The 24,860-nt window shown below is 39.8% G+C and carries 23 protein-coding genes, 1 tRNA gene and 1 riboswitch; of the genes, 5 read left to right on the top strand and 19 right to left on the bottom strand.

The genetic code is table 11. From position 1 onward, the window contains the following. The first annotated feature begins 70 nt into the window (after positions 1-70). Together Q4574_RS20895 and Q4574_RS20900 are read left to right on the top strand one after the other, a co-directional pair. Positions 71-232 carry a hypothetical protein gene (locus Q4574_RS20895; RefSeq protein WP_303477500.1) on the top strand — a complete coding sequence of 54 codons (162 nt, stop codon included), beginning with the start codon at positions 71-73 and terminating at the stop codon, positions 230-232. 418 nt (positions 233-650) lie between these two features. Then, positions 651-908: a helix-turn-helix transcriptional regulator gene (locus Q4574_RS20900; RefSeq protein ID WP_303477503.1), complete on the top strand. Its 258-nt coding sequence runs from the start codon at positions 651-653 to the stop codon at positions 906-908. Here Q4574_RS20900 and rimI read toward each other — a convergent pair. From rimI to Q4574_RS20935, 7 genes are all read right to left on the bottom strand, one after another. Further along, on the bottom strand, positions 901-1,371 hold the full coding sequence (rimI, locus tag Q4574_RS20905) for a ribosomal protein S18-alanine N-acetyltransferase (RefSeq protein ID WP_303477505.1): 471 nt from the start codon (positions 1,369-1,371) through the stop codon (positions 901-903). The two genes, Q4574_RS20900 and rimI, sit on opposite strands and share 8 nt — an antisense overlap. 6 nt (positions 1,372-1,377) lie before the next feature. Further along, positions 1,378-1,875, bottom strand: coding sequence for a hypothetical protein (locus Q4574_RS20910; protein WP_303477507.1), 498 nt, complete (start codon positions 1,873-1,875; stop codon positions 1,378-1,380). 22 nt (positions 1,876-1,897) lie between these two features. Then, positions 1,898-1,974: transfer RNA gene (locus Q4574_RS20915), tRNA-Trp, on the bottom strand. 88 nt (positions 1,975-2,062) lie between these two features. Further along, the gene (locus tag Q4574_RS20920) at positions 2,063-2,866 is read right to left on the bottom strand and encodes a phosphotransferase (RefSeq protein ID WP_303477509.1); all 804 of its coding nucleotides are present in this window, start codon (positions 2,864-2,866) and stop codon (positions 2,063-2,065) included. Between the two features lie 64 nt (positions 2,867-2,930). Then, positions 2,931-3,554: a nicotinamide riboside transporter PnuC gene (pnuC, locus tag Q4574_RS20925; RefSeq protein ID WP_303477512.1), complete on the bottom strand. Its 624-nt coding sequence runs from the start codon at positions 3,552-3,554 to the stop codon at positions 2,931-2,933. Beyond that, complete coding sequence (locus Q4574_RS20930; RefSeq protein WP_303477514.1) at positions 3,554-3,811, bottom strand: YkoF family thiamine/hydroxymethylpyrimidine-binding protein; 258 nt, start codon at positions 3,809-3,811, stop codon at positions 3,554-3,556. The genes pnuC and Q4574_RS20930 overlap by 1 nt, the downstream gene beginning before the upstream one ends. Positions 3,812-3,829: 18 nt before the next feature. Then, positions 3,830-5,893 carry a TonB-dependent receptor gene (locus Q4574_RS20935; RefSeq protein ID WP_303477516.1) on the bottom strand — a complete coding sequence of 688 codons (2,064 nt, stop codon included), beginning with the start codon at positions 5,891-5,893 and terminating at the stop codon, positions 3,830-3,832. A 60-nt stretch (positions 5,894-5,953) separates the two neighbouring features. Then, positions 5,954-6,052: riboswitch (TPP riboswitch) on the bottom strand. A gap of 306 nt (positions 6,053-6,358) precedes the next feature. Here Q4574_RS20935 and Q4574_RS20940 point away from each other — a divergent pair. Next, positions 6,359-7,507: an iron-containing alcohol dehydrogenase gene (locus tag Q4574_RS20940; RefSeq protein ID WP_303477518.1), complete on the top strand. Its 1,149-nt coding sequence runs from the start codon at positions 6,359-6,361 to the stop codon at positions 7,505-7,507. A 91-nt stretch (positions 7,508-7,598) separates the two neighbouring features. Here Q4574_RS20940 and Q4574_RS20945 read toward each other — a convergent pair whose 3' ends face one another. Then, positions 7,599-8,015: an acyl-CoA thioesterase gene (locus Q4574_RS20945; protein WP_303477520.1), complete on the bottom strand. Its 417-nt coding sequence runs from the start codon at positions 8,013-8,015 to the stop codon at positions 7,599-7,601. A gap of 70 nt (positions 8,016-8,085) precedes the next feature. On the opposite strand from Q4574_RS20945, the gene Q4574_RS20950 reads away from it, so the two are divergent. After that, entirely contained in the window at positions 8,086-10,332 is a 2,247-nt protein-coding gene (locus Q4574_RS20950; RefSeq protein WP_303477522.1) for a GNAT family N-acetyltransferase, read from the top strand. A gap of 250 nt (positions 10,333-10,582) precedes the next feature. On the opposite strand, the gene Q4574_RS20955 is transcribed toward Q4574_RS20950, so the two are convergent. From Q4574_RS20955 to Q4574_RS20985, 7 genes are all read right to left on the bottom strand, one after another. Further along, entirely contained in the window at positions 10,583-11,842 is a 1,260-nt protein-coding gene (locus Q4574_RS20955; RefSeq protein ID WP_303477525.1) for a lipopolysaccharide assembly protein LapB, read from the bottom strand. Further along, entirely contained in the window at positions 11,842-12,456 is a 615-nt protein-coding gene (locus Q4574_RS20960) for an energy transducer TonB (RefSeq protein WP_303477550.1), read from the bottom strand. The genes Q4574_RS20955 and Q4574_RS20960 overlap by 1 nt, the downstream gene beginning before the upstream one ends. After that, positions 12,456-12,860, bottom strand: coding sequence for a biopolymer transporter ExbD (locus Q4574_RS20965; protein WP_303477528.1), 405 nt, complete (start codon positions 12,858-12,860; stop codon positions 12,456-12,458). Before Q4574_RS20965 ends, Q4574_RS20960 begins: the two co-directional genes overlap by 1 nt. 11 nt (positions 12,861-12,871) lie before the next feature. Next, positions 12,872-13,396: a MotA/TolQ/ExbB proton channel family protein gene (locus Q4574_RS20970; RefSeq protein WP_216050122.1), complete on the bottom strand. Its 525-nt coding sequence runs from the start codon at positions 13,394-13,396 to the stop codon at positions 12,872-12,874. A gap of 1 nt (position 13,397) precedes the next feature. Continuing rightward, on the bottom strand, positions 13,398-14,750 hold the full coding sequence (locus Q4574_RS20975) for a MotA/TolQ/ExbB proton channel family protein (protein ID WP_303477530.1): 1,353 nt from the start codon (positions 14,748-14,750) through the stop codon (positions 13,398-13,400). A gap of 7 nt (positions 14,751-14,757) precedes the next feature. Then, entirely contained in the window at positions 14,758-15,519 is a 762-nt protein-coding gene (locus tag Q4574_RS20980; protein WP_303477533.1) for a DUF3450 domain-containing protein, read from the bottom strand. A gap of 428 nt (positions 15,520-15,947) precedes the next feature. Further along, entirely contained in the window at positions 15,948-17,735 is a 1,788-nt protein-coding gene (locus tag Q4574_RS20985) for a tetratricopeptide repeat protein (RefSeq protein ID WP_303477535.1), read from the bottom strand. 111 nt (positions 17,736-17,846) lie between these two features. Between Q4574_RS20985 and Q4574_RS20990 the strand changes: the two genes are divergently transcribed. After that, the gene (locus Q4574_RS20990) at positions 17,847-19,466 is read left to right on the top strand and encodes a sulfotransferase (RefSeq protein WP_303477538.1); all 1,620 of its coding nucleotides are present in this window, start codon (positions 17,847-17,849) and stop codon (positions 19,464-19,466) included. Positions 19,467-19,471: 5 nt separating this feature from the next. On the opposite strand, the gene Q4574_RS20995 is transcribed toward Q4574_RS20990, so the two are convergent. From Q4574_RS20995 to Q4574_RS21010, 4 genes are all read right to left on the bottom strand, one after another. Then, entirely contained in the window at positions 19,472-20,653 is a 1,182-nt protein-coding gene (locus Q4574_RS20995) for an aspartyl/asparaginyl beta-hydroxylase domain-containing protein (protein ID WP_303477540.1), read from the bottom strand. 47 nt (positions 20,654-20,700) lie between these two features. Next, positions 20,701-21,720, bottom strand: coding sequence for a sulfotransferase (locus tag Q4574_RS21000; protein ID WP_303477543.1), 1,020 nt, complete (start codon positions 21,718-21,720; stop codon positions 20,701-20,703). After that, on the bottom strand, positions 21,698-22,606 hold the full coding sequence (locus Q4574_RS21005; RefSeq protein WP_303477545.1) for a methyltransferase domain-containing protein: 909 nt from the start codon (positions 22,604-22,606) through the stop codon (positions 21,698-21,700). Before Q4574_RS21005 ends, Q4574_RS21000 begins: the two co-directional genes overlap by 23 nt. Before the next feature lie 95 nt (positions 22,607-22,701). Further along, positions 22,702-24,860 (bottom strand): TonB-dependent receptor (locus Q4574_RS21010; protein WP_303477547.1); only part of this gene is annotated, 2,159 nt, incomplete at its 5' end.

The following is a 24,860-nucleotide window of genomic DNA, read 5'->3' on the forward strand; positions in this document are numbered from 1 at the left end:
TATGGCAACATTCTTGATTTTTTCAGCTAACTAAACACCACTAACCCATTAATTAAAGTAAGGAAAGACCATGAAACGTAACACTCTTATCAAAGCCGCTATGCTGACAATAGCCCTCACTACTTCTGTTGCTGCCACTCAGGCACACGCGGGCTCTAAGCAAAAGCCACCCATTGGTACTGAAGAAACCAGCAGCTGGTATGGAAGTTTTTTAAATTTACTAAACAGTTAAAATTGAAAAGTCTGAATTAGATTTCGAAGTTGATGTACATGTATAGATATACTTAATTTTTATAGCGATAACATTGCGCCCATTTTCCCTATGAGTATAGATAAATAACCTCATGCTTATGTTATTCGAATAAAGTAAAACAACGCTACATTAGTTTTAGAAAGGTGCTTATGCTTTTGTCAAAAGTACCTTCTTGCCTCTTTTTGTCTGATTTCAAGTGAAATTGATATAACAGGTAATTTATTTACCTTTAAAAAACAACCAGTTATATATTTAGGATGATTTTTTACACCATGTGGAATTCAATCCACAAAACCTTGCATACAATATGTTTAAAATTAAGGCAGACAATAGTTATTTTAACGCCAATTTAAAAATTGTTTGCTGCTTATATAACAATAAATGGAGTAGGAACCTTATGTATATAACGGGTAGTGATTTACGTAAAATGCGTTTAGAAGCAGGTTTAACCACAGTTCAAATGGCCAAACTTGCGAATGTGAAAACCAGAAAAACTTACGAAAACTGGGAAAAAAATATTGGCAGTCCAAGTATGAACCAATTCATAGCTATGTGTAATGGATGTCAATTTAACTCTTCTACAATTGTTCAGATGGCTATGGAACGTTCTGATGTGAGCCAGCAAATGAATTTAGAAAGCGCTGCAGTTAGATAGGTCGAGTGGTGTAACCCTCGAGTAACCTCGCTTTCATAATCAGGCCGTTTTCACGGCCTGTTTTCGTTGGATAGTAGTCTTTTCGAACCTCTACAAATTCAAACTTATTTTTTGAATAAAGTGCAACGGCCGTTCGATTAGACTCTCTTACTTCCAACCAAATCTCTTCACAATTCAATTGAACACATTGCTGGATAAAATGATCAAGTAATTGCTGCCCAAAACCTTTACCTCTAAGCTCTTGACTTACTCCAAGATCCATCAAGGTTGCTTCACCTGCCACATTGAGACCAACATAGTACCCCACCGTTTGATTATCGATGACTAACTGAAAAGCAAAATAAGGCTTGGTTAAACTATCCACAAAGACGGATTCTGACCAAGGGTTAAGATGACAAGATTGCTGTACACTAAATGCAGCAAAATAGTTGGTTTTGTTTATCCCTTGAAATTGCCTATCCATAACAAATCAAAACAGTTGATGTAACATTTGCCACAATTGTTTTTTATCCCGACTAGAAATTATTTTATCTGGTGTTGGCGCTGTTAAAACCTGGCCGTTGATTGATATTTTTTCACCTATCCGCCAGGCCAATTTGAAATCAACATAATCCTTGGGATCTGCGGTTTCTATAAACACACAATCGGTCATCGTTAGATCTGCAAACAAGAGCACATCGGTTAAAAACTGGCTTGATGAACTTTCAGGCATGCATAACAGAACAGCATGATTGAGGGTTTTACTATTGGATTCAATTTTCTGCCTTAATCTCTCTAAACCAGCCTGTTTTTGCGCTTGGCTTGGTAATTGAGAAGCCGATTGAGAAATAGCATCTGCGGTGGCCTCCTGACGTTCAAGCTTAGTCGCGTCTTGAGAAGCAGATCTTAACTGCCAAGGTACTATTCCCATATGGGTAAGCATGGCTGTTTGATATTTGCTTAGTGTTTTTGAGGTAGGCTCGGTCATTCTTCAAGATTAACAGAAAAATTGGCAGGGGTGGAGAGATTCGAACTCCCAACCGTCGGTTTTGGAGACCGCTGTTCTACCAATTGGAACTACACCCCTGCAGAAGAAGCAGCATTATACTCATGGATAAAAAAAGGTAAAGTATTTTGCATCGCTAATTAGCATAATTTGTTCACTTTTCTTGAACTTAACTATTCTCATCGTCCAATAAAATGGCTTTTGCCGCTTCTTTCCACAAGTCATAGGTCAGTTGCACGATGGGAAATTGTGTTTGAAACTGTTCGAACACATAGTGTTCACTTAATTCACAAAATTGCGCATAGCTATGTTGCAACGTCATCATTTCGTGATAGTCCATATTATTAATAAGTGCACATGAAGCTAAATCAAAATAACGATTACCCAAAGATGCGTACTCCCAGTCGAATACGAAAGCAGGCTCTTGCATGGCCACATGCTCCATAGCAAGGTCATTGTGACAAAGAACTTGGTCCGATTTGTGAGTTTCAATCCAACTTGGTTTGCAGTCGATGATTCTTTGCTGCCAGTAATCTACATCTGAGACAGTTGCCGCCTTAAGATAAATTATCCAGTCTTTTGGCAGGTCAATTGAAGTCGCTAAAGTAGGTAAAGCATGTATTTCACTTAATACTTTGGCTAAGATTTGAATTTTGTCGTTTTGAGGTTTATTGACTTTTAATAACGAAATATGTTCTACCCAAGACTCAACTTGAAAGTCGTGGGCTTTGGAAAGATAAATAGGCATGGAGGTAATGCCAAGCTCACTCAGCTGTTGTTGCTGGAAAAACAAGGCTTGTCTATCCGTAGGGGTAATATGGTTTAACTCAAACGTTTTGAGGAAATAAACCCCTGATTGAGTGGCGAGGCGATAACTTAAGTTGACCACCCCACCCTTTATAGGCTCCAAAGACAAATGTTCTCCAAACAGTTGACTGGCTAACAACTCATCAATGATTCGGGCCTTTTTCATCTTATTTTCCTCTAATCTTAGAATCTCAGCATACGCCTGCGATGCTAGCGACTCAAGTTAGATTTCATAGGTAAACTTCTTTTCCTAGTGATTCCCTAAGGTAGTCTTTTCTCCACTTAAAATAACCATAAAGAGCTAATCCAAAATACCAAATAAACATCATTCCAGTGAGTAGCAAACCGTTGATAAAATATAAATACGCCGCAAAAGAGTTAATTACAATCCAGAAAAGCCAGTTTTCAAGAATTTTATTCGCCATTAAATAGGTAGCGTACACGCTAAAGACCGTTACAAATGCATCTAAATATAAGTCTCCCCCTTGCCATGAAAGTGTTACTAGGTGCGGTAAAGCTAGCCCAAGAACCACCAACAAAGATACCATCCAAAGATGAATAAATAACGGAACCACCGTGACTTCAAGGGTCTTTTCTTCAGCCTTTTTTTGCCACTTCAACCAGCCATATATTGCCATTATCAAGTAGTACAAATTAAGGACGCTATTAAAAGGTAAACTTACCTCCCAAAAAATATAAATATAAAGACTTGTGCTAATCAATGCCGCTGGCCAGCATAAAATGTTTTGTCGCGCAGCCAACCAAGGGTAGAGCAGTGAAAAACTCACTGCAGCTACCTCTAACACTGATTGGTGTTTAATCTGTTCGAGCAGAACAGCGTAAAGATCTTCCATTAACTCGATTCACCCATTGCATCGCCATTCAAGAATTTGCAAACAAAGATGGCTTGGCCTACTTCTGCATAGGTTTTCTGCATTTCAGTGTTCAGAATACCCATTAATTCAGTCATGTCCCCACGTACTATAGTGCTAGTATCACTGGTTGATGTTGTTAATTGAGAATAACCATTCAAGCGATCAATAAAGTCTTGTATGGGTGCCAAATATTTTTGATTAAGTGGATATAGCGAAATTTCAACGACTGATTTCATAATAGGAATCCTGTTTAATTAATAACGTAAACTTGCAGTCAATCCAAATTGACGACCATCGCCAAGTTGTAGATAGGGTTCAGGCGTTGCATATTCGTCTCTGGGATCATTACTAAAACCACCAAATCCGCGAACATAATGTTCACGATCAAGAATATTTTTGCCCCATAAGGAAAACGTCCAGTCTTGCCAATCTAAACGTAATTGGGCATTTACTAAGACCGTAAAAGGAGATTCCACATCGTGTCCATCTGAAAAGCGATAGTTATCTTTACCATCAGCCTCTAAACGTACACTTATATTTTGTGATAGATACCCTAAAGCAGCTATATTAAAGGAGTGTTTAGGTGCTTGCGCTTGCCATTGTTCATCAATATAAGTGCCATCAGCTTGCGTATAACCGCCGAAATAAGCGTCTAAGTACCCATAATTTGCACTAAGGTTAATGGCATCTGATAGTTGCCAATCAAGCTCTATTTCAAGCCCTTTATTGGTTCCAACATCAGCGTTACCAATGATATCGATAAAACTAGGAACTCCGTCTTCACTAATTTGCACATCATAATCGCTAACTTGGGTATCTTCTCTATCCATATAAAAAAGCGCTGCGCGAACAAAGAGTTGATCTTCAAATGCTTGCCCTTTTATGCCGATTTCATAGTTCCAGTTATACTCGGGGGAAAATAAACGACTTTCCTCGGTGACTCTTTGGTCAGGATTAAAGCCACCTGCTTTATAGCCTCTGGAAATACTTGAATACACTGATGCTTGGTTTATGGAATATTTAACAACAACTTTGCCCCCCAACATAGTGTCAGTTTGCTGTTCAACATAGCCTTCATTGTTAACATAATCCATTTTAAAACGGTCAGCTCTGAGGCCTAAACTCACGCTAAGATTTTGGTTGATTTGAGTATCCGTTTGTCCGTATATACCAATATTGATTGGTTCGTATTGACTGCTGAAGTCTTGTTCAGCATAGGTATAATTTCTGCGGGTATTTTCATCTATATCCCGAGCAAAGAAGCCAACTAACCACTGCGTGGTATCATCAAAAATCAACCCTTTATCGTTGGAGACCACTCTTAAGTCGATGCTGGTTAAGTCTCTTTCGCGATAATAGTAGTCGGTAGAACTGTATTCCCAGGGATGAAATCCAACATAGGTCCAGTCTTCATCATAACCATACACAGAATCTGACGTGGTGTGATTTAACGAACCAATAACAGTCGTTTGAGCTAACTCAATATTCGCTTTAATCCCAAACGCATGGGTTTCTTGGGTATCAACGCCAGGCTCATCTGAACGTGTAACCCCATCATTATCAAGGGAGAATGCATCGTAACCATTATCAATATCAAAATACTGATAATTGAAATCGATAGTTGTGTTGTCTGTTGCTAGAAATTTTAACTTTAATCGTGCCGTTAGTTCATCTAGATTGTCTGTGTCATCTCTATCTAAAAATTGATTGTAAATAAAGCCATCACTTTTAAACTGATTGATTGCGACTCGATAAAATAATTTATCGCTAATTTGGTTTCCGTACGCCGCACCAATATTCCACGTTCCCTGTTGCGCTACAGTGGCAAGAAATTTGGTTTGTTGCTGATCATCGGCTTCAGCCGTTTTGATCTTAATGGTTCCCGCCATGCCTGCAGCCCCAAACTCGGTAGCCTGTGGACCACGTAAAATTTCAACTTGCTCAACATCAAATAAGGTACCTAAACCAGCAAATCCAGAAAAGTCGAAATCGTCTACTAGCAATCCCACAGATGGGTTATTGGGTTCAGAATACTGGCTACGTTCACCAATGCCGCGAATTTGAATAAAGCGTCCTCTAGAAGCCCCGCTACTAAAATTTATATTGGCCCCCATGCCTAAAATATCTTCTAAGTGAAATGCGTTTCGCTTCTCGATGATATCGTCAGATATAACACTCACGCTGGCAGTTACATTTTGAATATCATTTTCTCTAAAATCAGAAGTAACGGTTATGACTTCTAAATTTTCAGCAGACAAAGCAAATGTCGGTATCACGCTTAAAACAGTGGAGTAAAGTAATGGAAATTTCAATTTCATTTGGATCTCTTCTAACTAATGAAAAGATCCGGTATTTCGGCAGTAAATGGAAAGCTTTGAAAAGTTCTTGAAGACCATTCCTACGCCGGTATTATCCGGATCAGGTATAAGGGTTTCCAACAAATTGGATCTCAGCAAAGAGCACCCCTTGGTGTAACAAGTTATTGAATAACTTGCCCAATCAAATGATAGCAAGGGCGCAACCGAATCTCCATGATTATATTACTGTTTTTTATAATGCCCTGTTCAGTGCGTAAACATAAAAAAACTAACCGCCCTACTCCAACGTTATTATTAGAAACCGAGATTAACCAATTAAAAATAAAAAATAGGCTAATAAGCTCACCAAATTATTGCGAGCCATGATTAAACCTTAATTCAAACATTCAACTTGAATTTCTCACTTAGTGGTTCAATATAGTTAATCGACACTTTCAGCTTCTTAACATTATTTCGGATTTGAAAATGCAAAACTTTATTTATCACAATCCTACTAAAGTTGTTTTTGGAAAAGACAGTATTAGTAAATTATCTTCGCTATTGCCCAATGCTAAAATCATGTTGGTTTACGGAGGTGGTAGCATCAAGCATAACGGTGTTTACCAACAAATTATTGAACAACTTGAAGGGCATGATTGGTGCGAATTTTCGGGCATTGAGCCCAACCCTGAGTTTGAAACTTTGATGAAAGCTGTGTCTAAGGTGAAAACTGAAGGTGTTGAATTTATTCTCGCCGTCGGCGGTGGTTCTGTTATTGATGGCGCTAAATTCGTTGCAGCAGCGACACATTTTGAAGGAGATCCTTGGGACATCTTAGCCAAAGGCAAAAAAATCAAACAAGCTATCAGTTTGGCCTGCATTTTAACCCTCCCAGCCACAGGGACCGAAACCAATACTGCTGCAGTGGTAACCCGCCGTGAATACAACCTCAAGTTACCTTTTATGTCTGAACATGTAAGGCCTAAATTTGCAGTACTTGACCCACAGGTTACCTATTCGTTACCTGAGCGACAACTTGCTAACGGCGTTGTAGATGCCTTTGTGCATGTTATTGAGCAATACCTTACCTATCCGGTTAATGCCAGCGTACAGGACCGTTTTGCGGAGTCGATTTTAAGTAATTTAATAGATATTGGCCCCCGCGTACTAACCTCAAAAGACTATGATTTACGAGCAAATTTAATGTGGAATGCAACACAGGCGTTAAGCGGGTTAATTGGTGTAGGTGTGCCTCAAGATTGGTCTACTCACACCATTGGACATGAATTGACTGCTCTTCATAACTTGGATCATGCGGTCACGCTGGCAATTATTTTGCCTCGAGTCATGCATTATCAGCGGGAACATAAACGTGAAAAGTTGCTTCAGTACGCCGAACGAGTTTGGGGGCTAAGTCGCTATGATGAAGAGGGAGCCATCAACTTAGTCATTGAAAAAACCGAGCAGTTTTTCCGTGACATGGGCATAAAAACCACTCTATCTGAGTATAATATCGACGCTAATGTGGCTGACGAAGTTGCTTCAAGACTTGAAAAAGCAGGTGCGACAAAGATAGGAGAAAGACAAAACATTAGTCCGGAAGATGTTAAAAATATTGTAAGTGCAAGCCTATAAAATAGAAATATGCCGCTAACCTTGCGTCTGTTTATTGACGTTAGCGGCAGTTGACCCATTTTTCCTTCAATTCATTGCAAATTAATCGGGATTAATCGTTCAAATTTAATGAACGTAATTCTTGTTTAGTTTGTAGTTCTAATTCTTCAATGGTTTTACCATGGGGTACAGGCTCTCTAGTTTCAGGATCTAAGCTCACAAAAACAATATCATCTGCCATACAAATAGTTTTTTTGGTGGCTTTGTTACGAACCATACAAGAAATGGTAATGGATGTACGCCCAACTTTCTTAGTCTCTAGCCCAAACTCTACAACATCACCTTTTAATGCCGGTGATTCAAAGGTAATTTCACCAATATGTTTGGTAACCAATAATGTGGTTTCCAGTTGACAAATTGCGTAAATAGCCGCCTCTTCATCAATCCACTCTAAAGCGCGCCCACCAAATAAAGAGTCCGCATAATTTAAATCTCCAGGCATAACTAATCTTCGCGTTAGAAAGCGCATTCGTATTCCTCAATTTTATTCAATACACTAGGGGGACGAAACTATATCAAGAATTAGACCAAAAGAGCATATGACAAAAGAAGTAAAATCTTGGCTTGCAGAACGAAAACGGCATTGCTGTCATCGACAGTTGCTGGTCATATCTGGCAGTCGTGAGTGGGTGAAGGATTCAATCGCTGAAATATTCACCGCGAACAAGCCCTCAACAAACATTTGTGTTGGTCATCTAGCAGGGTTTAACAATATTCAAACCAAACAATATAGAAGTGTTCTTGGACAAGAGTTTGAGTGGGTCATCTACGACGGTTTCAGTGAGCTAAGAGGTAATGCGCTACTAGCGATGAGTGGTTGTGTCAGTCAAAGTGGGCTAATGATCATACTCTGCCCAGATCTAGAATCTTGGTCGACTCAGGCTAAAACCCAAAGTTCAGTTGATGGATTAGGCTGCATTGCAAGCAGCCATCGTTCAATATTTATTGATTGGTTAGTTACACACATTAAAACCTTTCCAAAGGTTTCAATTTGGCAACAAAATCAAGTAAAACTGTCTCAAGTAGAAAGTGTAAACCTTGATTCGGATCCCTTTGAAGATGACCTATGTAAAACTCCAGACCAATTACAATTGGTGGAATATATTCAATATGCCAATGCTAAAAAGAACAATCAGATTGTAGTGCTTGCAGATCGCGGTCGAGGAAAATCATCGGCATTAGGTATTGCTGCAGGTCAGTTAATTAAATCGACAACCGCAAGCTTTATAGTTACCTCTGCCCATCGCTCTATGACCCATCAAATATTTAAACAAGCAGCAAACACGATTAGTACTCATCACAAGCCCTTGGACTCAGACAATGACCCAATGAATCGAATACAGTATCTAGCTTTTGATAAAATAATGAAAACGCTGCCTAAAGGGGATTGGTTATTTGTAGATGAAGCAGCAACCTTGCCTACGGAAGTGCTGGAAAAACTAGTTACTCACTATCCAAAAGTGGTACTTAGCACAACGATACACGGTTATGAAGGTAGTGGAAGAGGTTTTGAATTACGCTTTAAACCTTTTTTAAAAACACACTTTTCCCATTTCCGTGAATTTGTTTTGCACCGCCCTATTCGATGGTTTGAAAATGATCCACTTGAAGCTTTTTGGCTTCAGGTTATGGCCCTTAAAACCACCTCTGAGAAACTCATTACAAACCCTAGCTTGAAACTAGCCCAACCTAGTCAAGCTGTCATTAGACAACCTTTGCAAGGGATAGACAACGTTAATGGTTTAGCAAAAAACTTCACGTATCAAACCTATAATGGCCAACAATTAATTGCCCAACCCAACCTCCTGCAAGCCGTTTTTGAGCTTTTAGTCGATGCTCACTACCAAACAACACCAGACGATTTTGTCAGAATGTTAGATGCTAATCAGCAAATACTGGTGATAAGTAATCTGCAGGGAATGCCTATTGCGGTGGCACTCACCGCTTTGGAAGGGGGGGATAAACTCGAGCCCCTTGCTAACGACATAGCACAGGGCAACAGAAGAATACCAGGCCACTTAATTCCTCAACGGTTAGCCTTCGACCACCATAAGCCTCAATTCATGTTAGACACCTATATACGCGTTGTTAGAATTGCGGTTAAACAACAATATAGACAAATGAATGTAGGCTCTGAAATTTTAAAGCTTATAAAATATGAGGCTAAAAAGAATCAGCACGACTTCATAGGAAGCTCATTTGGGTTAACCAAAGCACTTGCAAATTTTTGGTTTAAGAATGAATTTAAGTTGGTAAAACTCGGTATTAAACAGGATGCGTCCAGCGGAGAGTTTAGTGCAATAATGCTCAGCCCCTTAAATACAAAAGCCGCAAAAAGTTTGGAATTCTTAACCCAGGTATGTCGCCAGCAATTAGACTATCAACAGGACTATCGTTTAAAAACCCTGGCACCGGCTCTAATTAGACAACTACAAAATGAATTGAAATCTAATTCAGGCGAAGCTTCGGTACATGCACCTTTAGAAAGCCAGGAAATAAAAGACTATTGGTTTAGTTTGATTACACAATTCATTGCGGGTAAACGCCCACTATATAGTGTTGAATTTGCTATAGATAATTGGCTTAAAACCCATAACATAAATTCACAACACACTGATAAACAGTGGAAACTAGCTATCACCTTTATTAATGATGTGATCACTGAAAAAGAACCTTATCCGCAATTATGCAGATTATACAAACTAGCAGGTAAAAAACAGATTGAGAGTCATCTTCGCCATCAACTAAGCATGATAGTAGAAGAATACCCTCACCAGATAAAATAAGACAACTCACATCAAAGGAAAACAAATTAGTGCATGGTTTGAGACTAGGTGTTGTAAAAACTTTTTATCACAAAAAGGGGTTTACCCCACTTAAAAAGGACTAGATGCCGCTAAATTGCATAGTAAGGTTTAAAGAAACACCACAGGATGCTGATATAAAAAGAATAATGTAAACTTTAAAAATTTGAGACAAATAAAAAAGGCTTCGATTAAGAAGCCTTTTAAGTATTACGATATTTAGACGGTCAAGTTAGACTTTGATACCGCGATTTTTCGCTTTTTCTTTGATATAAGGTTCCCAAGCTCTAGCTGTACGTTCCACGTTTTTATCTTTCTTCGCTTCACGAACATGAACCATTGCCTGGCGGAAGTTACCGGTATAAATATTTGCTTCCATCATCGCGATATGAATACGACCAGTCTGGTCGGCTCCATTATCAAGCGCTTTCTGTAAAGCATTTATCGAACCTTTGTAATCTTCTGCTGCTAGCAACAAAATACCTTGTTTGCGATATAAATCAGCATCATTTTCAATCTTAGCTGCCTTTTCATAATAACTCGCAGCTGTCTTATACTCTCTAGCTTGATGATAAGAATTTGCCAGACTAGATAACGTCTGTTCAGTTTCTTCTATCAAACCCGACTTCATATGTTTTTCCAAAAGCACTGCTGCTCTATATGGAATTTCATTAGTCGCGTATAATTGAGACAACGCTTTTATCTCAGATTTCTTAGACAAATAGCCCTGATTATATGCAATTTCAAATGTAGAGAGAGCTTTTTTGTAGTCCTCAACTAACATATAGAAAAAGCCTAATTGTGACCACCACTGCTTATTATCAGGAAACTTGCGAACTAACTCTTCAGCTACAGCCACAGTCTCCGGATACATTTTACGCTCGTAAAATGATTGTAATTTTAAAACATAAGGGTTTTTATTAGGTTTTTCATATAACGCAATTGCTTTATCAGCAGGTGGTACCATCTTTGGAAGATCTTTCAACTCGTAATAAGCTTGCGCCATACGGGTGTAGATATCAGCATCTTCCTTACAAGTGAATTTCATCCACTCTTGATAGTACTTTACTGCTTTTCCGTATTCCTTTTCTTGCATACTAAGGTCTGCAACCAGTCTTACGGTATTAGCATGTTCAGAATCATTAAGGGCTTTAGGGTTAACAGAACCTTCTAGATATTCCAGCGCTTTTGCGCCTTTGCCATCTTGTCCAGCTAACATCTTGCCAATAAAATTATCAGCAAACGCACGATCGTAACCGTCTTTAGCATCAACTTCATAAAGAATAGCTAATGCTTCATCGATAAGATCGTTATTATACGCTTCAAGCGCCTTTTGAATCTTTTTACCAACGCGCTCACCAACTATGTTGGTTGTGCCACGCTTGTAATCTGCACAAGCAACGGGTGCCGACTGAGCTGCTGCTGAGTTTGATAGCAATGTAGCGGCACCTAGAGTTGCTATCGCAGTAACATTTAATACAAACTTTTTCATTAGCCTTGATCCAATTTAAAGTCCAATTGCACTTTCATATTGAACTGTTTTTCAGGTTTCCCATCGACGATTTTTGGCTTGTATTTCCATTTACGTAATGCGCGCTTAGCTTCACGGTCGAAGATACGTTTAGGATCTGCATCCAAAACATCAACATCTTCCACGCCACCTACCTCATTGATAGTGAAAGATAGTATAACCCATCCTTCTTTGCCATCTCGTGCAGCTTGCACTGGGTATTTAGGTTCAATACGAACAATTGGAGTTGCTTCACCATCGCGTTGCATGTTACCAACGCCACCAATATCAATTGACGCGCCACCAACATCTACAGCTGGCATATTAAAACTTACGCCATCAGCACTTGCATCTTCCACATCAGGTTCAACCGGCTGAATTTTAGGCGGTTGCTGAGGCGGAGGTGGAGGTGGTGGTGGAACACGTTGACGAGTCTGAGTTGATTCGTCTGGGTCCGACATTACAATATCAATAACAGGCGATTCAGGTACTTCACTTGCTGGTTGTGAAGAGTTTGCTACTAACTTAGCCATTACAACAAACAGGCCAAAAGCAACCACCGCACCAAGCAATATAGAGATAATTACTCGCATAATTAAGAAGCTCCTCTTGCTGCTACTGAGATTTGGTCAATACCTGCGGCTTTGATTTGATCCATCACTTTCACCACAATACCATGTTCAGCTTTTTCATCTGCCTGAATAATCACAACATCTGAAGGCTGTTCGGCCAAAAGCTTTTCAAGGTTTGCTTGAATAGATTCAACCTTAACTTCGCGCTTATCCATCCATATAACACCGTCTTCCGTAACAGCGATAAAGATATTAGCGTTTTTAGGTAAAAACGCTTGGCTAGCGCCGGGTTTATTTACTTGTATCCCTGCTTCCTTAACGAAAACAGTAGTTACAATGAAGAAGATAAGCATGATAAACACGATATCTAGCATCGGTGTCATATCAATCGCTGCATCTTCCTCTGGTGCACGTTCTTTACGAGCCATAAACTTCTCTCTTAATGGTGAGGAAGGCTGTCAATCAGCTTCTCTTTGGCGATTTTTACTTTTGATTCCAAACGAGAACTAAAGAAGACGCCAGACAAAGCTGCAACCATACCTGCCATAGTAGGAATTGTTGCCATTGAAATACCAGCAGCCATCAATCGAGCATTACCGGTTCCTTGTGTAGCCATAGTTTCAAATACGTTAATCATGCCCCAAACTGTACCTAGTAAACCAATTAACGGACACATTGCCACTAAGGTTTTAATCAGTAACATGTTACTGCCTAGTTTATCTGAAGCTTGTGAAATCCAAGCATCACGGATTCTATGCGCATACCAGGAGGTGGTATCAGTTCTAGCATCCCAATCTTTGATGATGTTCTTTCTCATCTTAGGATACACAGAATTTAAAAACCAAAAGCGCTCTATCATTAACACCCACATGAGAAAGAGCGCTAAAGCGACGAGGTACAAAACCCCGCCTCCTGTCGCGATAAACTCCCTGACGGAATCCCATAATCCAATCAGGTCAGCCATATTATGCTTTCTCCGACTCTGCGTGAGCAGCTACGATGCCCGCAGTTTGTTCGTCAAGGATATGCACGATTGATTTACTACGACCAGCAACAATGCTGTGCATTAGAATTAGCGGAAGTGCCGCAATAATACCTTGAGCTGTTGTTACCAATGCCATTGAGATACTACCCGCCATCAATCTTGGGTCACCCGTACCGAACAACGTAATTTGTTGGAAGGTAGCGATCATACCAAGTACCGTACCTAGTAGACCTAGTAACGGAGCGATTGCAGCAAAGATCTTAATGATGTTAATTCCACTTTCAATAGTAGGAAGTTCTTTAAGGATAGCTTCGTCCAACTTCATTTCTAGATTTTCAGTGTCAGCAGTTTTATTTTCATTGTAAACCTTCAATACACGACCTAGAGGGTTAGATGATGAAGGTGAACCTGGATTATTCAACTGTGAACGCATTTTGCCACTAATAAGTGTAAGCGTGATGATTTTATAGAAACCGATTAGTAGACCAATCACTAGCATAACTGTGATTGTATAACCTACTGGACCACCTGCATGGTAGCGTTCTTGCCACGTTGCTTTCTGTTTCAACAGACCAAGAATAGCACCACTTGAAGGGTCAACAAACGTTGGGATAACACCTGAAGTCGACGCATATAATTCACGCGCAGTTTCAGCTTGGAATTCATCAGGCTGACGACCTAGAGGTTGAACTTTTTCTTCTTGATCATCATAAACTAAGTAACCTACTTCACCGACCAAGTTGAATGCACCGATGCGCACAACTTCTTGTTGTGAAGAACCACCTTCAAGGTTGATAACTTCAGTGTTGAATCGAGCAATTTTACCTGATTCAGTCATTTCAGTTTGAAGTGCAATCCACATATCTTCTAGTTCACGGATATTTGGAAGACCTTCAGACTCTTCAGACATTCTTTTTAAGAATGCAGCACGACCAGGAAATTGTGCACTTACAATAGATGTTGCAATACGACCATAAGATTCAGATGCCGCTTGACGTACTACACCAAACATCTCACCAAGGTCACCCGTCGCCATATCTAACTCGGTGCTTTTTTCAGTGAGGGTCACTTCGTTATCAGAAAATTGCTTGGCAAGACGATCACCACGAGCTTCTTCTGCCTTTAAGTTTGCCTTAGCGGTTCTAAGTAGCGCTTGTTTATCGGCACGAGCAGATTGAAACTCTGCTTCACGCTTCTTATCAAGTTTAGCTTCAGAAACACGATTCTGTTTCACTTCTTCTAACAATTGGTCAAGACTCGATTGAGCGTGAGCGCCAGATGCTAAAAGGGTAACTGCTGTTGCAGCAAATACGGATTTAAATGTTAATTTCATTTCTTAATTACTCCGCAGCTGGAATGGGTAGTTTAACTAGATTAACTGGCAATTGTTTTCTTGCCATACGAACTGCAGCGATACTAGATTCAAGATATTCACTACCTAACTCTACCCAAGTGCGTTCAGCGGTGTCCCACATCCAAGCATTCTTTTGGTCAAGAGATAGAGCAATCAATGCTGTACGACCTAGGTTAAAGAAATCAACTGTAATATCAGTACCGTTATACGTCATGTTGCCTTGATAAGCAGAAATCTTTGAGCCGTAGTCCAACTCAATTTGGTAAGCTTCGATAACTTGGCGGAAACGCTCTGATACAGTTACATTTGAGTTACCCATTACATCGCGTAAACGTTCTACACGAGCACGTCGCTCTGCCATTTTAATTGGCACATCGGCTTCGATGAATTTTTCAAGACTGTCGATCATTCTGAAAAGTAGAGGAACGATCCCACGCTTAGTTTCATCAATTTGGTCGATTTGTTTTTGTAGAGAATCGATACCGCGTTGTTGGTCAGCAACTAGAGTTGCAACATAATCATTGTAAACTTTCAGATTCTCTGTTTCGTCTACAACTGCACGATAATCTACTAAAAGTTCTTGTGATTGTTGAAAGAGATTATCAATTTTCTCTTGAGATTTTGCTGCAGCAACATGGATTTTAGCTTCTTCTTTATGAAGATCATTCAATGTATCTGCAGAGACTGCACTACTACCAAGTACAAATGCACCCATAACGGTAGAGGCAATAAGGGTTCTCTTGCTCATTTTGGACATAGTTCCCAACCAATTTTCTTGTTATGAATCCCAGTCAAGGTGAAAAGTTCCCTGACGAGGGGCTATATAATTATTTTTAGGATTATAGTGTTATTCCATAATCGATTTAACACTATTGCACTCGAATGGTCACACGGAAGTTATCGAGTTGTCAAGATATCGTGAGCCTCACTTTAGCATTTAATCACTATCGGTAGTTTTTATAATCAAAGAAGGTTAAAAAATACTGATTGTCAATATAAATGAGACTTGAAGCAGTATTGTCATAATACATTTTCAGTGATGAATTCAACTATTTTATGATTAAAAATAATGTTTTTACGACAATTCATTCAAAATTAGCGACTAAGAGCTGGTATGACCATTTAGACAAAAGTATATGATTTTAGTTTAGGTCACTTTTATCCTAAATGCACCATTCATTTTGACGAATTTAACGGCAACAAATCAAAGGCCACAGACATTCTTTCTTGGGAATCATCGAATGGTTCTGTTCCATGCCAAAAATACGAGGGGAATAAAACTAAATGACCTATTTCTGGCTTAATCCACTTTCTTGCTGTTAACGTGTTGGGCAGTTCAATACCTGGTTTCCCAAAATACAGCCAACCTTGTTTGCTTGTATCATCAATCACCGAAGGTAAACTGACATAAAATGCACTGCTTAACCAGCCTTTAGGATGCACGTGGGAAACATGGAAGCCTTTGTTACTGAGTTTAACCGACCAATTCGCCGAAAAGTCGATGGCTTTTCCAGCGTGCTTGAAAAAAGGATGATTAGGATCTGGACTAAGCCCTACTAGTAATGAATCAATGGTCTTTTTAAGGGCTGCTCTTAATTCTTGAATAACCGGAATTTGATGGGCGAATAGATTTCCCATAGTTTGCGTACCATGACGCAAAGACTGATCCAAAGGATTACGTTGGCTCACATGGATTTCGTTTAAGGCTGCACGCAACCCTAGACTAAATTGTTCGATATTTTTGTATTGCTTTGGTAATAATAATGGTTGCTCAAATACCATATTCTCGTAATCACAAAGCCGATCATATTCTGGACTTTGCAATTGTCTTAAAGCTGTTGTTTTCAATGCCCAAATCAACTGATCATCTGGGGCTACACGCAACATAGTATCAATTAGCGTATTCGCTTTTTGATTGTCACCTAAGGCTAGATAGGCTTTTGCTAATTTCTCATTTTCAGATTGTGACAAAGTGGTATTTGAGGCAATTTTGTCCATATAAACGTCTACAATAGCCTCGTACCTATGCTCTTTTTCCCATAGAATTAATTGCAGGTTCTTAGCCACCGCTTTTTTGTTCTCTTGGGTGTAAAGCTCATCCACTAGCTGTTTAGCCAGTGCAAGTTCATTAACTTTCACTAAACCTACAATGTAATCGACAATTAATTCGTCAGGCATTTTATCGATGGCCTGAGAACGATAATGAGACAAGTGATTGTCGTCATTCATCTCATACTTTAAGGCGCTAAGCAATTGATTGAGCTTACGATTTTGCGGCGACTTTTCAAGGCCTCCCTTAAGGGTATCTAAGGCTTGACTAGGTAAATTCAGATCCAAATAAACTAAGGCTAAATCTTCGTAAAACTCTGGATTATTCCCATCAATAGTGAGTCTTTTATGAAATAAATCGGCTGCCTGCTGGTACTGCCCCTGTTCCTTTTTCATCCAAGCCAGCTCAGATATAACGCGTAGGTTATTGGGTTCTGCTTTCTGGAGTGACACCAACAGGGTTTCAGCTTTATCTATCTCATTGCGTTTCTGTAAAATACGGCTGCGCCCGAACTTGGCATCAAGGGCGTTGGGTTGCAAACGTTCACAATTCAAAAACCCTTGCTCAGCCGAGTCTAAATCGTTTAAATAAAAATATGACTGCCCCAACTTTAACCAAACCTGTGGATTTTTATTATCAAATTTTAAACATTGTTTAAAATAATTGATTGCTTGGTCAAATGCCTTAGAAAGGAAGGCTATTTTTCCTAGTGCATAGTACAGATCGGGTTGTTTTGGATTCAGTAACAAGGACTCTGAAAAATAACTTTTAGCTTCGGTATTATTACCCAAGCGTTCATAAGCAGATCCCATGGCTCTGGATAGACGAAAATCTTTGATGCCTACTTTTTTCAAAATCATGAAGTGATTTAAGGCTTGTTCGAATTGGCCTTTATGCATTAGCTGCATCGCCATGTTCAACCTTTGTTGCGCGCTTAAATTTGGGTTTTGCATAAGAATCAGACAATAAAATCAGGTTACAAGTGGGTATGAACCAAGTTGCGAATCAAGGTAAGATACCACTTAATGAAATCCAACCCAAGATTAAATCTAGAGTCTATTTTGTCGCAAAGAATTCAACAACTATTACAAGACGCGCAGCAATTATTGGCCAGCGGTAAACTGACATCGAGCCGATTAGCAATAAATAAAATTTTGCGCAAAACTCCTCTGCATACAGATGCACTGATAATCAAATATCAAATTGAGGCTGCCGAAGGACAATTTGATGCCGCCTTCGATTTATTAACCGCTTTGGTAGATGAACATGACTTAAGTGAACGGCAATTATTTATTGTTGCAGGACATTTAAATAAGTTAGAGCTGTTTTTTCTATTGCATAAAGTGTTAAACAAACTCCTTGCTTTACATCCGCAAGATATGAAACTCAAATTCAATCAAAGTTTATGTTTAAGTAAAATAGGAAAAATTCAAGAATCACTCGACCTAGCCTTAATTTGCGAACAGAACAATTTTGATAACCCCTTACTACTATTAAACATTGGGCATCATTACAAAGCCTTTAGTAATACGCAAAAAGCGGCTGAGTATTATCAAAAATATATCATCCAAGCCCCGGCAAATAGTGGCTATGGATACTGGAGCTTAGCCGACCTGAAAAATTATATTTTCACCCTCCAAGAAATTGAAAATATGCAAACTAAGCTAGCAAAAATGTCTCAAGGTGAAGCTGAGAACAAACCCGAACTGATCGAATTTGCATTAAGTCATGCAAAAGAACAACAGAAGCAGTATTCCCAGGCCCTTGACTATATGCGTGCAGCCAACACCAAAATTGCACAATCACGCCCCTTTCGGCAGCAGGGTTACTTGCAGTTAGTGGAGGAACTAAGTCGCTATGTGCCAAAACCAACTGATTCTAAAATTCCCCATGAAAATAAAGTCACTCCAATTTTCATAGTCGGTATGCCCCGTTCAGGTACCACCTTAACAGAACAAATTCTGGCGAGTCATTCTCAAGTAGCAGCTACAGACGAACTGCCTTATATTGAAAGAATTGCCATGCAACTAAGCCGCAAGCATGGCTATTCCCAAAGCCTGTTAAACATGACCGCTGAACAAGGTTCGCGCTACTCTGCCTTTTATTTAAAACAAGCTAAAGCTTACTTAACCCAAGAGTCGCCTTTTTTAATTGATAAGAACCCCACCAATTATTTACATATTGGATTAATTTTAGCGTTATTCCCTAATGCAAAAATTATTAATTTAATTCGCGATCCTTTCGATAATGGGATGAGCGTATACAAACAACATTTTAGCCATGGAAATGATTTCAGTTTCAATTTAACCTCAATTGAAACTTATGTTACCGGCTACGTGAAAATAATGGGGCATTGGAGTAAACAGTTTCCCAAAAGTATTTATCATTTGTCTTACGCTAATTTGGTATCTGAGCCACAAAAGACGATTACCCAGCTACTCGAATTTTGTGGTTTAGCAGTAGAAAAAGAGTGTTTCGAATTTTTCAAATCGGATAAACCAGTGTTAACCCCCAGCGCTAGCCAAGTTCGCCAACCCATTCATAAAAATGCCATTGGAAGTGCTGATGTGTATGCCGAGCTTTTGCCACAATTTAAACGACAAATGGACGAGTTAAAAACCCGTATACAGCAAACATTGCTCTAAAGCCGTTAATTTAGTTTGCCATGACAGTGTTTAAATTTAAGCCCTGAGCCACAATAACAAATATCGTTTCTGCCTAATTTGCGATGTTTATCATTACCAACTTGGGGCTTTTCCGCACTAACGGCATTTGGCTCTTGCTCCTCGGTAGGAGCCACTGATGGTTTGCTATTTTTAGTGGTAATACCTTGAGTATTATCATGTTTAGCCAAGGGGTTGCCAAGATAACTATCTTTGACTTCCACATTTAACGCCGGATCAATCATACAATGCAAAAACATCCGTGTCGCTTGTGTTCCATTGGTGAGTTTTAAGCTACTTTCCAGGTGCATAACCTGCTCATAGGCAGTTTGTCGCAACCTATGGTAAGCAGGCCATCCCTCATCACTTAAACCATATAAACTCCACAGCTCTCGCCATTGATGACAAAATGACTTTACCTTACTAACCATTTCATCGGCTTGCTTACGCGGGTTCGACTCCATGGACAATACATCAGAAATAAGATCCTCAGCTAGCCCTTCCATTTCGCCAGGAGCAAGGACCAACGGCGTATTAAAACGTTCACATTTAAAATCTGAATCACTGTCGGGATCGAATGCCACATTCTGGATTTGTTGCGCACTAAAAGGCTCATTCAACCAAGGTACATGCCCACTTTCCACCTTATCCCAAAATCGACTTGAGCCGCAGATATCGATGACTAAATGCACTCTAAAAAGTTGACTGTTATTGTCAACCCGATGGTATTTCCACGAATCAAATATCCACGCCTCTCCGGCTTTCATATGTACTTGTTTATCACCACAATGAAATATCACATTGGGATCAGTGACAATGGGGATATGAATACGAACGCGTTTATACCAGTGGTAATTGATATCTGAATGCAAAGGCACTTCACAGCCACTTTCTAAGCCCATCAGTCGAGAACGGCCTATTACCTCACCGAAACTCCCAATAACTTGTTTTAGATAGGGGGTTTGCTGCAATACGGATGTCGCCGCCATAGGGCCTTTAAACAAATTGTTAAACTGACCATTTAACGATACTAATGGAATCGATAAATTGCCTTTAAAACCTTCGTGATGAGGTGTCCACAAACTGCGTTCAAGTTGGTCAATCTCCTTTTGCAGACGTTGTTGGTCAAAGTGTAAAGGAAGTTGAATGAATTCGTGTTTTAATTTCAAAGCTATCTTTCCATTATTGATATGTTCGTTGTAAACGACTTAAACACTTATTTTACAATAAGACCGTGACATTGTTTGTATCTTTTACCCGAGCCACAAGGACATGGCGCGTTGCGAGAAACCTTAGAAGGTGCTTGCTTGCGATTTATCACACCAGTTGAAGTTTGCTGCACATTCCTGGCGAAATTTAAATCCACTAAATCAAGGGACTTGTTTCCTCGACTGACTAGCAGGTTATTAATCTGTTCTAATGTGTTTTCTACTAAGGGTAACTGTTCTAGCACTTCATCTTGATTCTGTTTCCACTTATCTTTGTTCGGGACAGATAAGGTGTAACGCGACAAAGGTAAACGTTGCAAACTCTGGGAAAATGCAGGTAACTCTGCAAATTTTAGTAATCGATTAACCTCATCCTCAGGCTGAGTAACCAAATCTTGGTAACTCACCACCGCATATTGCTTAGACGGTAAGTTCTTAAAGGAATCCAGTATAGCTTCATTGGCAGATTGCCATTGAAACCGAGCCAAGGCTGCTATGCTGGCAGACTTGTAGTCTTTCCAGCCGTCCGGCAATAAAAATGACCATTTAGAATTCGCAGCTGTAATCTCGGGGTAAGTGACAAACCGACCGGACCGCCAGCCATCCATAATACTACTGATGTTTTCTCGAGGATCTCTTACTAAATATATGAATTTGGCATCTGGGAATACGGAAAGTAAAAATGGGATACGAAGGGCATTCTTTGGGGTTTTTTCAAGTAAACGGATTTGCCGATCAAGATTTGCGGTTGTTTGCCCATTAGTTTTTCTTGCTGCCTTGTAAAACCTTGTTTGTAAGGTTTTAATAGTAACGTCATCCCCATCAACACTATCTAATCTATTCGACACATAGCCTCTTGCCACTGTGCTTAACGCTGGAATATGTTCAATAATGTGGTGACTTTCTCCGCCAACGGTCCAAAGATTAGGGTGTTTGGCCAAAGTTTCAAATAATAAGGTGCTACCTGCTCTAGGCGCTGACAAGATAATTATGGGTTCAATGAACTTACTTGTTTGCTTTAGTACCACTGATGTATCGCCCTATCATTTTTCCATTTTCTACGATGTATTCATCGTTCACTACCTGCAAACCGTATTCAGCCAAAAGTTGAATGAGCTGTTGATACTTTGTCTTGTCCAGTGCGGCATTAACTAAATCTGAAAGTCGTTCAATTTGACCTTCCAATTCATGCAAAAATATTTTTAAATCGCTTTTCCGTTGCTTGAGATCTAACTTGGTGTTCATCACATGTTTTAGAAACGCTGGAAAGTTTGTACCTTGTAAGCCTGTCGCATGTTGTGTTGCAATGGTGCCGATATCGGCGTTTAATTTATGCCTAAGTTGCTCGGTTAACGGCGATTGTTGACCATATTTCGCCAGCCCATTAAACAGTTTTCGAAGACTATCTATAACCTCACTGTTTAAAAGTGCTTTACCCGCTTCAAGCATCTGTATATTGGGTTTAACAATGGTTGATTCAATATCATGGAGAACAAATTCAAATCGACCAGTTGACTTTAAAACCCGCGCTACTTCCTCTATGCTTTTCGATAAACATGAATATTCAATGCCAAATTGGGACACGACACAGCCATAACTATCATTTTCAAACGGCAGCTTTTCAGCTGAGGTTTCTTCAACAAAGAGAACATTTTGTTTAGTTTGTAATGTCGCTGGTATATTTAGTTTGGCGCTGTCTAATCCAGTAAAAACAAGTTCAGAATTAACATTATTTCCTAAAGCGATAATAGAACCGTTGCCAGTACCAATATCCAACACCTTAGTTTGACTTTGTACTGTTGTGAACACTTTCTCCCAATGGGACTTTAATACTCCGGTATAATTTTCTGTAAAATCATTACCGAAAGACGTCAAATGGCCTTGCTGCCAATACTGGCTCCAATAACTTTCCAAGGATTGCCTCACTATAAAAGTTCAATAAAAAAGGCCGATATAAATCGGCCTTTTGCTATTAACGTTGTTTAACTAACGTATTGTTAATTATCGTATTAGAAACTAATTGTGTAGTTTATACGGTAATCACGACCAAAGTTGTTATACAAGTCTTGGTCATCCCAAGTACCAGTAGAAGACAACACTGGATCTTCGTCAGTTAGGTTGTTAACAGTTAAAGTAAGAGCACCGTACTTACCAGCATTATAGGTATAAGTAAGGTTATGGATTAACCAGCTATCTAACTTACCAGACTGAACCCAAACACCGTCAGTCAATACTTCATTTTCTGAAGTGCTGTCAGTGTAGGTCATGTTCCAAGCCACTAGGTGGTCAGACAATGCCCAAGATAATGTAGCAACTGATTTAAACTCAGGCTGACCAGACCAACCTGAAGTATCAACAATCGCGCCACCTTCTTCTTCGTCATATGACAAGATGAAGCTGTTAGTGTTAGATAGGCGGAAGTCACCCACTTCAGTTTCAAGCATTCCGGTAAAGGTTAAATCGATACCTTCAATTTCGAAACCAATACCGTTGAAGTAACCAGTACCTGCTTCTAGCAATGTGCCAGATGAAGCACGAATTAGGTAGAATGTATCATCTGATACATCAGAACCAGGTGCTTTAGCTGTGATGATACCAGCAGCTTCGTCAGACAATAGAGATTGTACTGTTTTAGTTTGGATTACGTTATCGATAGAAAGTTTGAAGTAATCTACTTTAATACCAAACTCGTCACTCACATCCCAAACTACACCTAAGTTAGTGTAATCAGATTCTTCTGGACCTAAGTTAGGGTTTGATTTGTAGTAAGTGTCATACTGTCTTTCGTTCGTAGAACCAGAAGCATAATCGATTGCGCCTTCAGCAGAGAAGGTAGTCGCTGCATTCAATTCATCCAAACCTGGAGCACGGAACGATTCTGAGTATGATGCACGAAGTACAACACCGTCAGCAACTTCCCAACGTGCTTTTACAGCAGGAGAAACGTTGTCACCGAAGTCTGAGTAATCATCGTAACGAACAGCAATGTTCACTTCTAAGTCATCAGTAACAGGTAGAGAAGATTCGAAGAAGAATGCTGTAACATCACGCATACCTTCCGCGCTGTTACCAGCAGAACCACCGATTAAGCCAGTTTCTGACTGACCGTCGTAAATATCTTCGTAAGTTTGCTCGAAGTATTCAGCACCAAAATAATGTGCAGCCATACCGCCACCTAACTCGAACATATCGAAGCCGATACCAGCGAAGTATTGGTCTAATGTTGAGCCAGAGTTTTGAAGAGTAGTTGCTTTCATATTTGCAATACCTTCATCAGAACCTAGGTCAATGCCATTAGCTTCGTTATAGGCTAAACCACCGTAACTTAAGTAGTACTCACCCACTGATTTGTTATCAGCGATGTTAGTGTGGTAGTAAACTTCCCAAGAAGCATCGTTCCAATCTAAGTTACCACGGAAACCAGTAGTATAATCTTGGTTGTAGTCGTCTACGTTACCGTCACGAGTACCAATACCAACCCAACGGAAGAAACCGTATGCGCCGTCAACACCGTAAGGGTTATTTGCGTTGTCCGCACTCATGTTAACCCAAGGAGCAGCAGGAGGAGCGTAACGACCAAATGAACTGTTTTGAACAAACATTGCTTGACCAAACCATTCTACGTCTTCAGCAACTTCATAGTTAGCATTTACGTACAATGTATTACGGTCAACTGATGCTGTGTTGTATGAAACGTTAGCGAACGCATACATACAGTACGTTGAACCTGGGTTACCCCAGTCATTGTCAGCTGCAACTGTTTGGAAAGTATCTGAACCATATTCAGCTTCCAAGTCACCACACAAAGGAGAAGCTTGTGCGTCGGTGAAAGTTGGATCAGCAACAGTTGCACCATAGATAGACCAACCAGAGGTTTCGTCATATGCTTGGATTTCGCCGTCGCCATTAAAATCAGTCATGCTTGCAGCAGTATAGTCACGAGCACCGTCAGAAATACCTTTACGCTCTTGGTGATCGAATGCAAAGGTGATGTTACCTTTATCGTTAGACACACCGCCTACGATTGAGAATTCTTTAGAAGTTGTACCTTCGTCGTTATCACGGTGACCTAAACCACCAGAGAAAGTCAAACCTTCGTAGTTATCTTTAAGGATAACGTTAACAACACCAGCCATCGCATCAGAACCATAAACAGAAGAACCACCTT

The organism is Aliiglaciecola sp. 3_MG-2023 (assembly GCF_030548205.1).
GTDB lineage: Bacteria > Pseudomonadota > Gammaproteobacteria > Enterobacterales > Alteromonadaceae > Aliiglaciecola.

What these genes read in the sequence shown, in the direction of transcription:
- Q4574_RS20970 (WP_216050122.1), bottom strand. Translation starts at nt 13,396, where the DNA reads ATGGCTGACCTGATTGGATTATGGGATTCCGTCAGGGAGTTTATCGCG.
- Q4574_RS20920 (WP_303477509.1), bottom strand. Translation starts at nt 2,866, where the DNA reads ATGAAAAAGGCCCGAATCATTGATGAGTTGTTAGCCAGTCAACTGTTT.
- Q4574_RS20990 (WP_303477538.1), top strand. Translation starts at nt 17,847, where the DNA reads ATGAAATCCAACCCAAGATTAAATCTAGAGTCTATTTTGTCGCAAAGA.
- Q4574_RS20900 (WP_303477503.1), top strand. Translation starts at nt 651, where the DNA reads ATGTATATAACGGGTAGTGATTTACGTAAAATGCGTTTAGAAGCAGGT.
- Q4574_RS20945 (WP_303477520.1), bottom strand. Translation starts at nt 8,015, where the DNA reads ATGCGCTTTCTAACGCGAAGATTAGTTATGCCTGGAGATTTAAATTAT.
- Q4574_RS20950 (WP_303477522.1), top strand. Translation starts at nt 8,086, where the DNA reads ATGACAAAAGAAGTAAAATCTTGGCTTGCAGAACGAAAACGGCATTGC.
- Q4574_RS20935 (WP_303477516.1), bottom strand. Translation starts at nt 5,893, where the DNA reads ATGAAATTGAAATTTCCATTACTTTACTCCACTGTTTTAAGCGTGATA.
- Q4574_RS20975 (WP_303477530.1), bottom strand. Translation starts at nt 14,750, where the DNA reads ATGAAATTAACATTTAAATCCGTATTTGCTGCAACAGCAGTTACCCTT.
- Q4574_RS20955 (WP_303477525.1), bottom strand. Translation starts at nt 11,842, where the DNA reads ATGAAAAAGTTTGTATTAAATGTTACTGCGATAGCAACTCTAGGTGCC.
- pnuC (WP_303477512.1), bottom strand. Translation starts at nt 3,554, where the DNA reads ATGGAAGATCTTTACGCTGTTCTGCTCGAACAGATTAAACACCAATCA.
- rimI (WP_303477505.1), bottom strand. Translation starts at nt 1,371, where the DNA reads ATGGATAGGCAATTTCAAGGGATAAACAAAACCAACTATTTTGCTGCA.
- Q4574_RS20910 (WP_303477507.1), bottom strand. Translation starts at nt 1,875, where the DNA reads ATGACCGAGCCTACCTCAAAAACACTAAGCAAATATCAAACAGCCATG.
- Q4574_RS20985 (WP_303477535.1), bottom strand. Translation starts at nt 17,735, where the DNA reads ATGGCGATGCAGCTAATGCATAAAGGCCAATTCGAACAAGCCTTAAAT.
- Q4574_RS20940 (WP_303477518.1), top strand. Translation starts at nt 6,359, where the DNA reads ATGCAAAACTTTATTTATCACAATCCTACTAAAGTTGTTTTTGGAAAA.
- Q4574_RS20980 (WP_303477533.1), bottom strand. Translation starts at nt 15,519, where the DNA reads ATGAGCAAGAGAACCCTTATTGCCTCTACCGTTATGGGTGCATTTGTA.
- Q4574_RS20965 (WP_303477528.1), bottom strand. Translation starts at nt 12,860, where the DNA reads ATGGCTCGTAAAGAACGTGCACCAGAGGAAGATGCAGCGATTGATATG.
- Q4574_RS20930 (WP_303477514.1), bottom strand. Translation starts at nt 3,811, where the DNA reads ATGAAATCAGTCGTTGAAATTTCGCTATATCCACTTAATCAAAAATAT.
- Q4574_RS20895 (WP_303477500.1), top strand. Translation starts at nt 71, where the DNA reads ATGAAACGTAACACTCTTATCAAAGCCGCTATGCTGACAATAGCCCTC.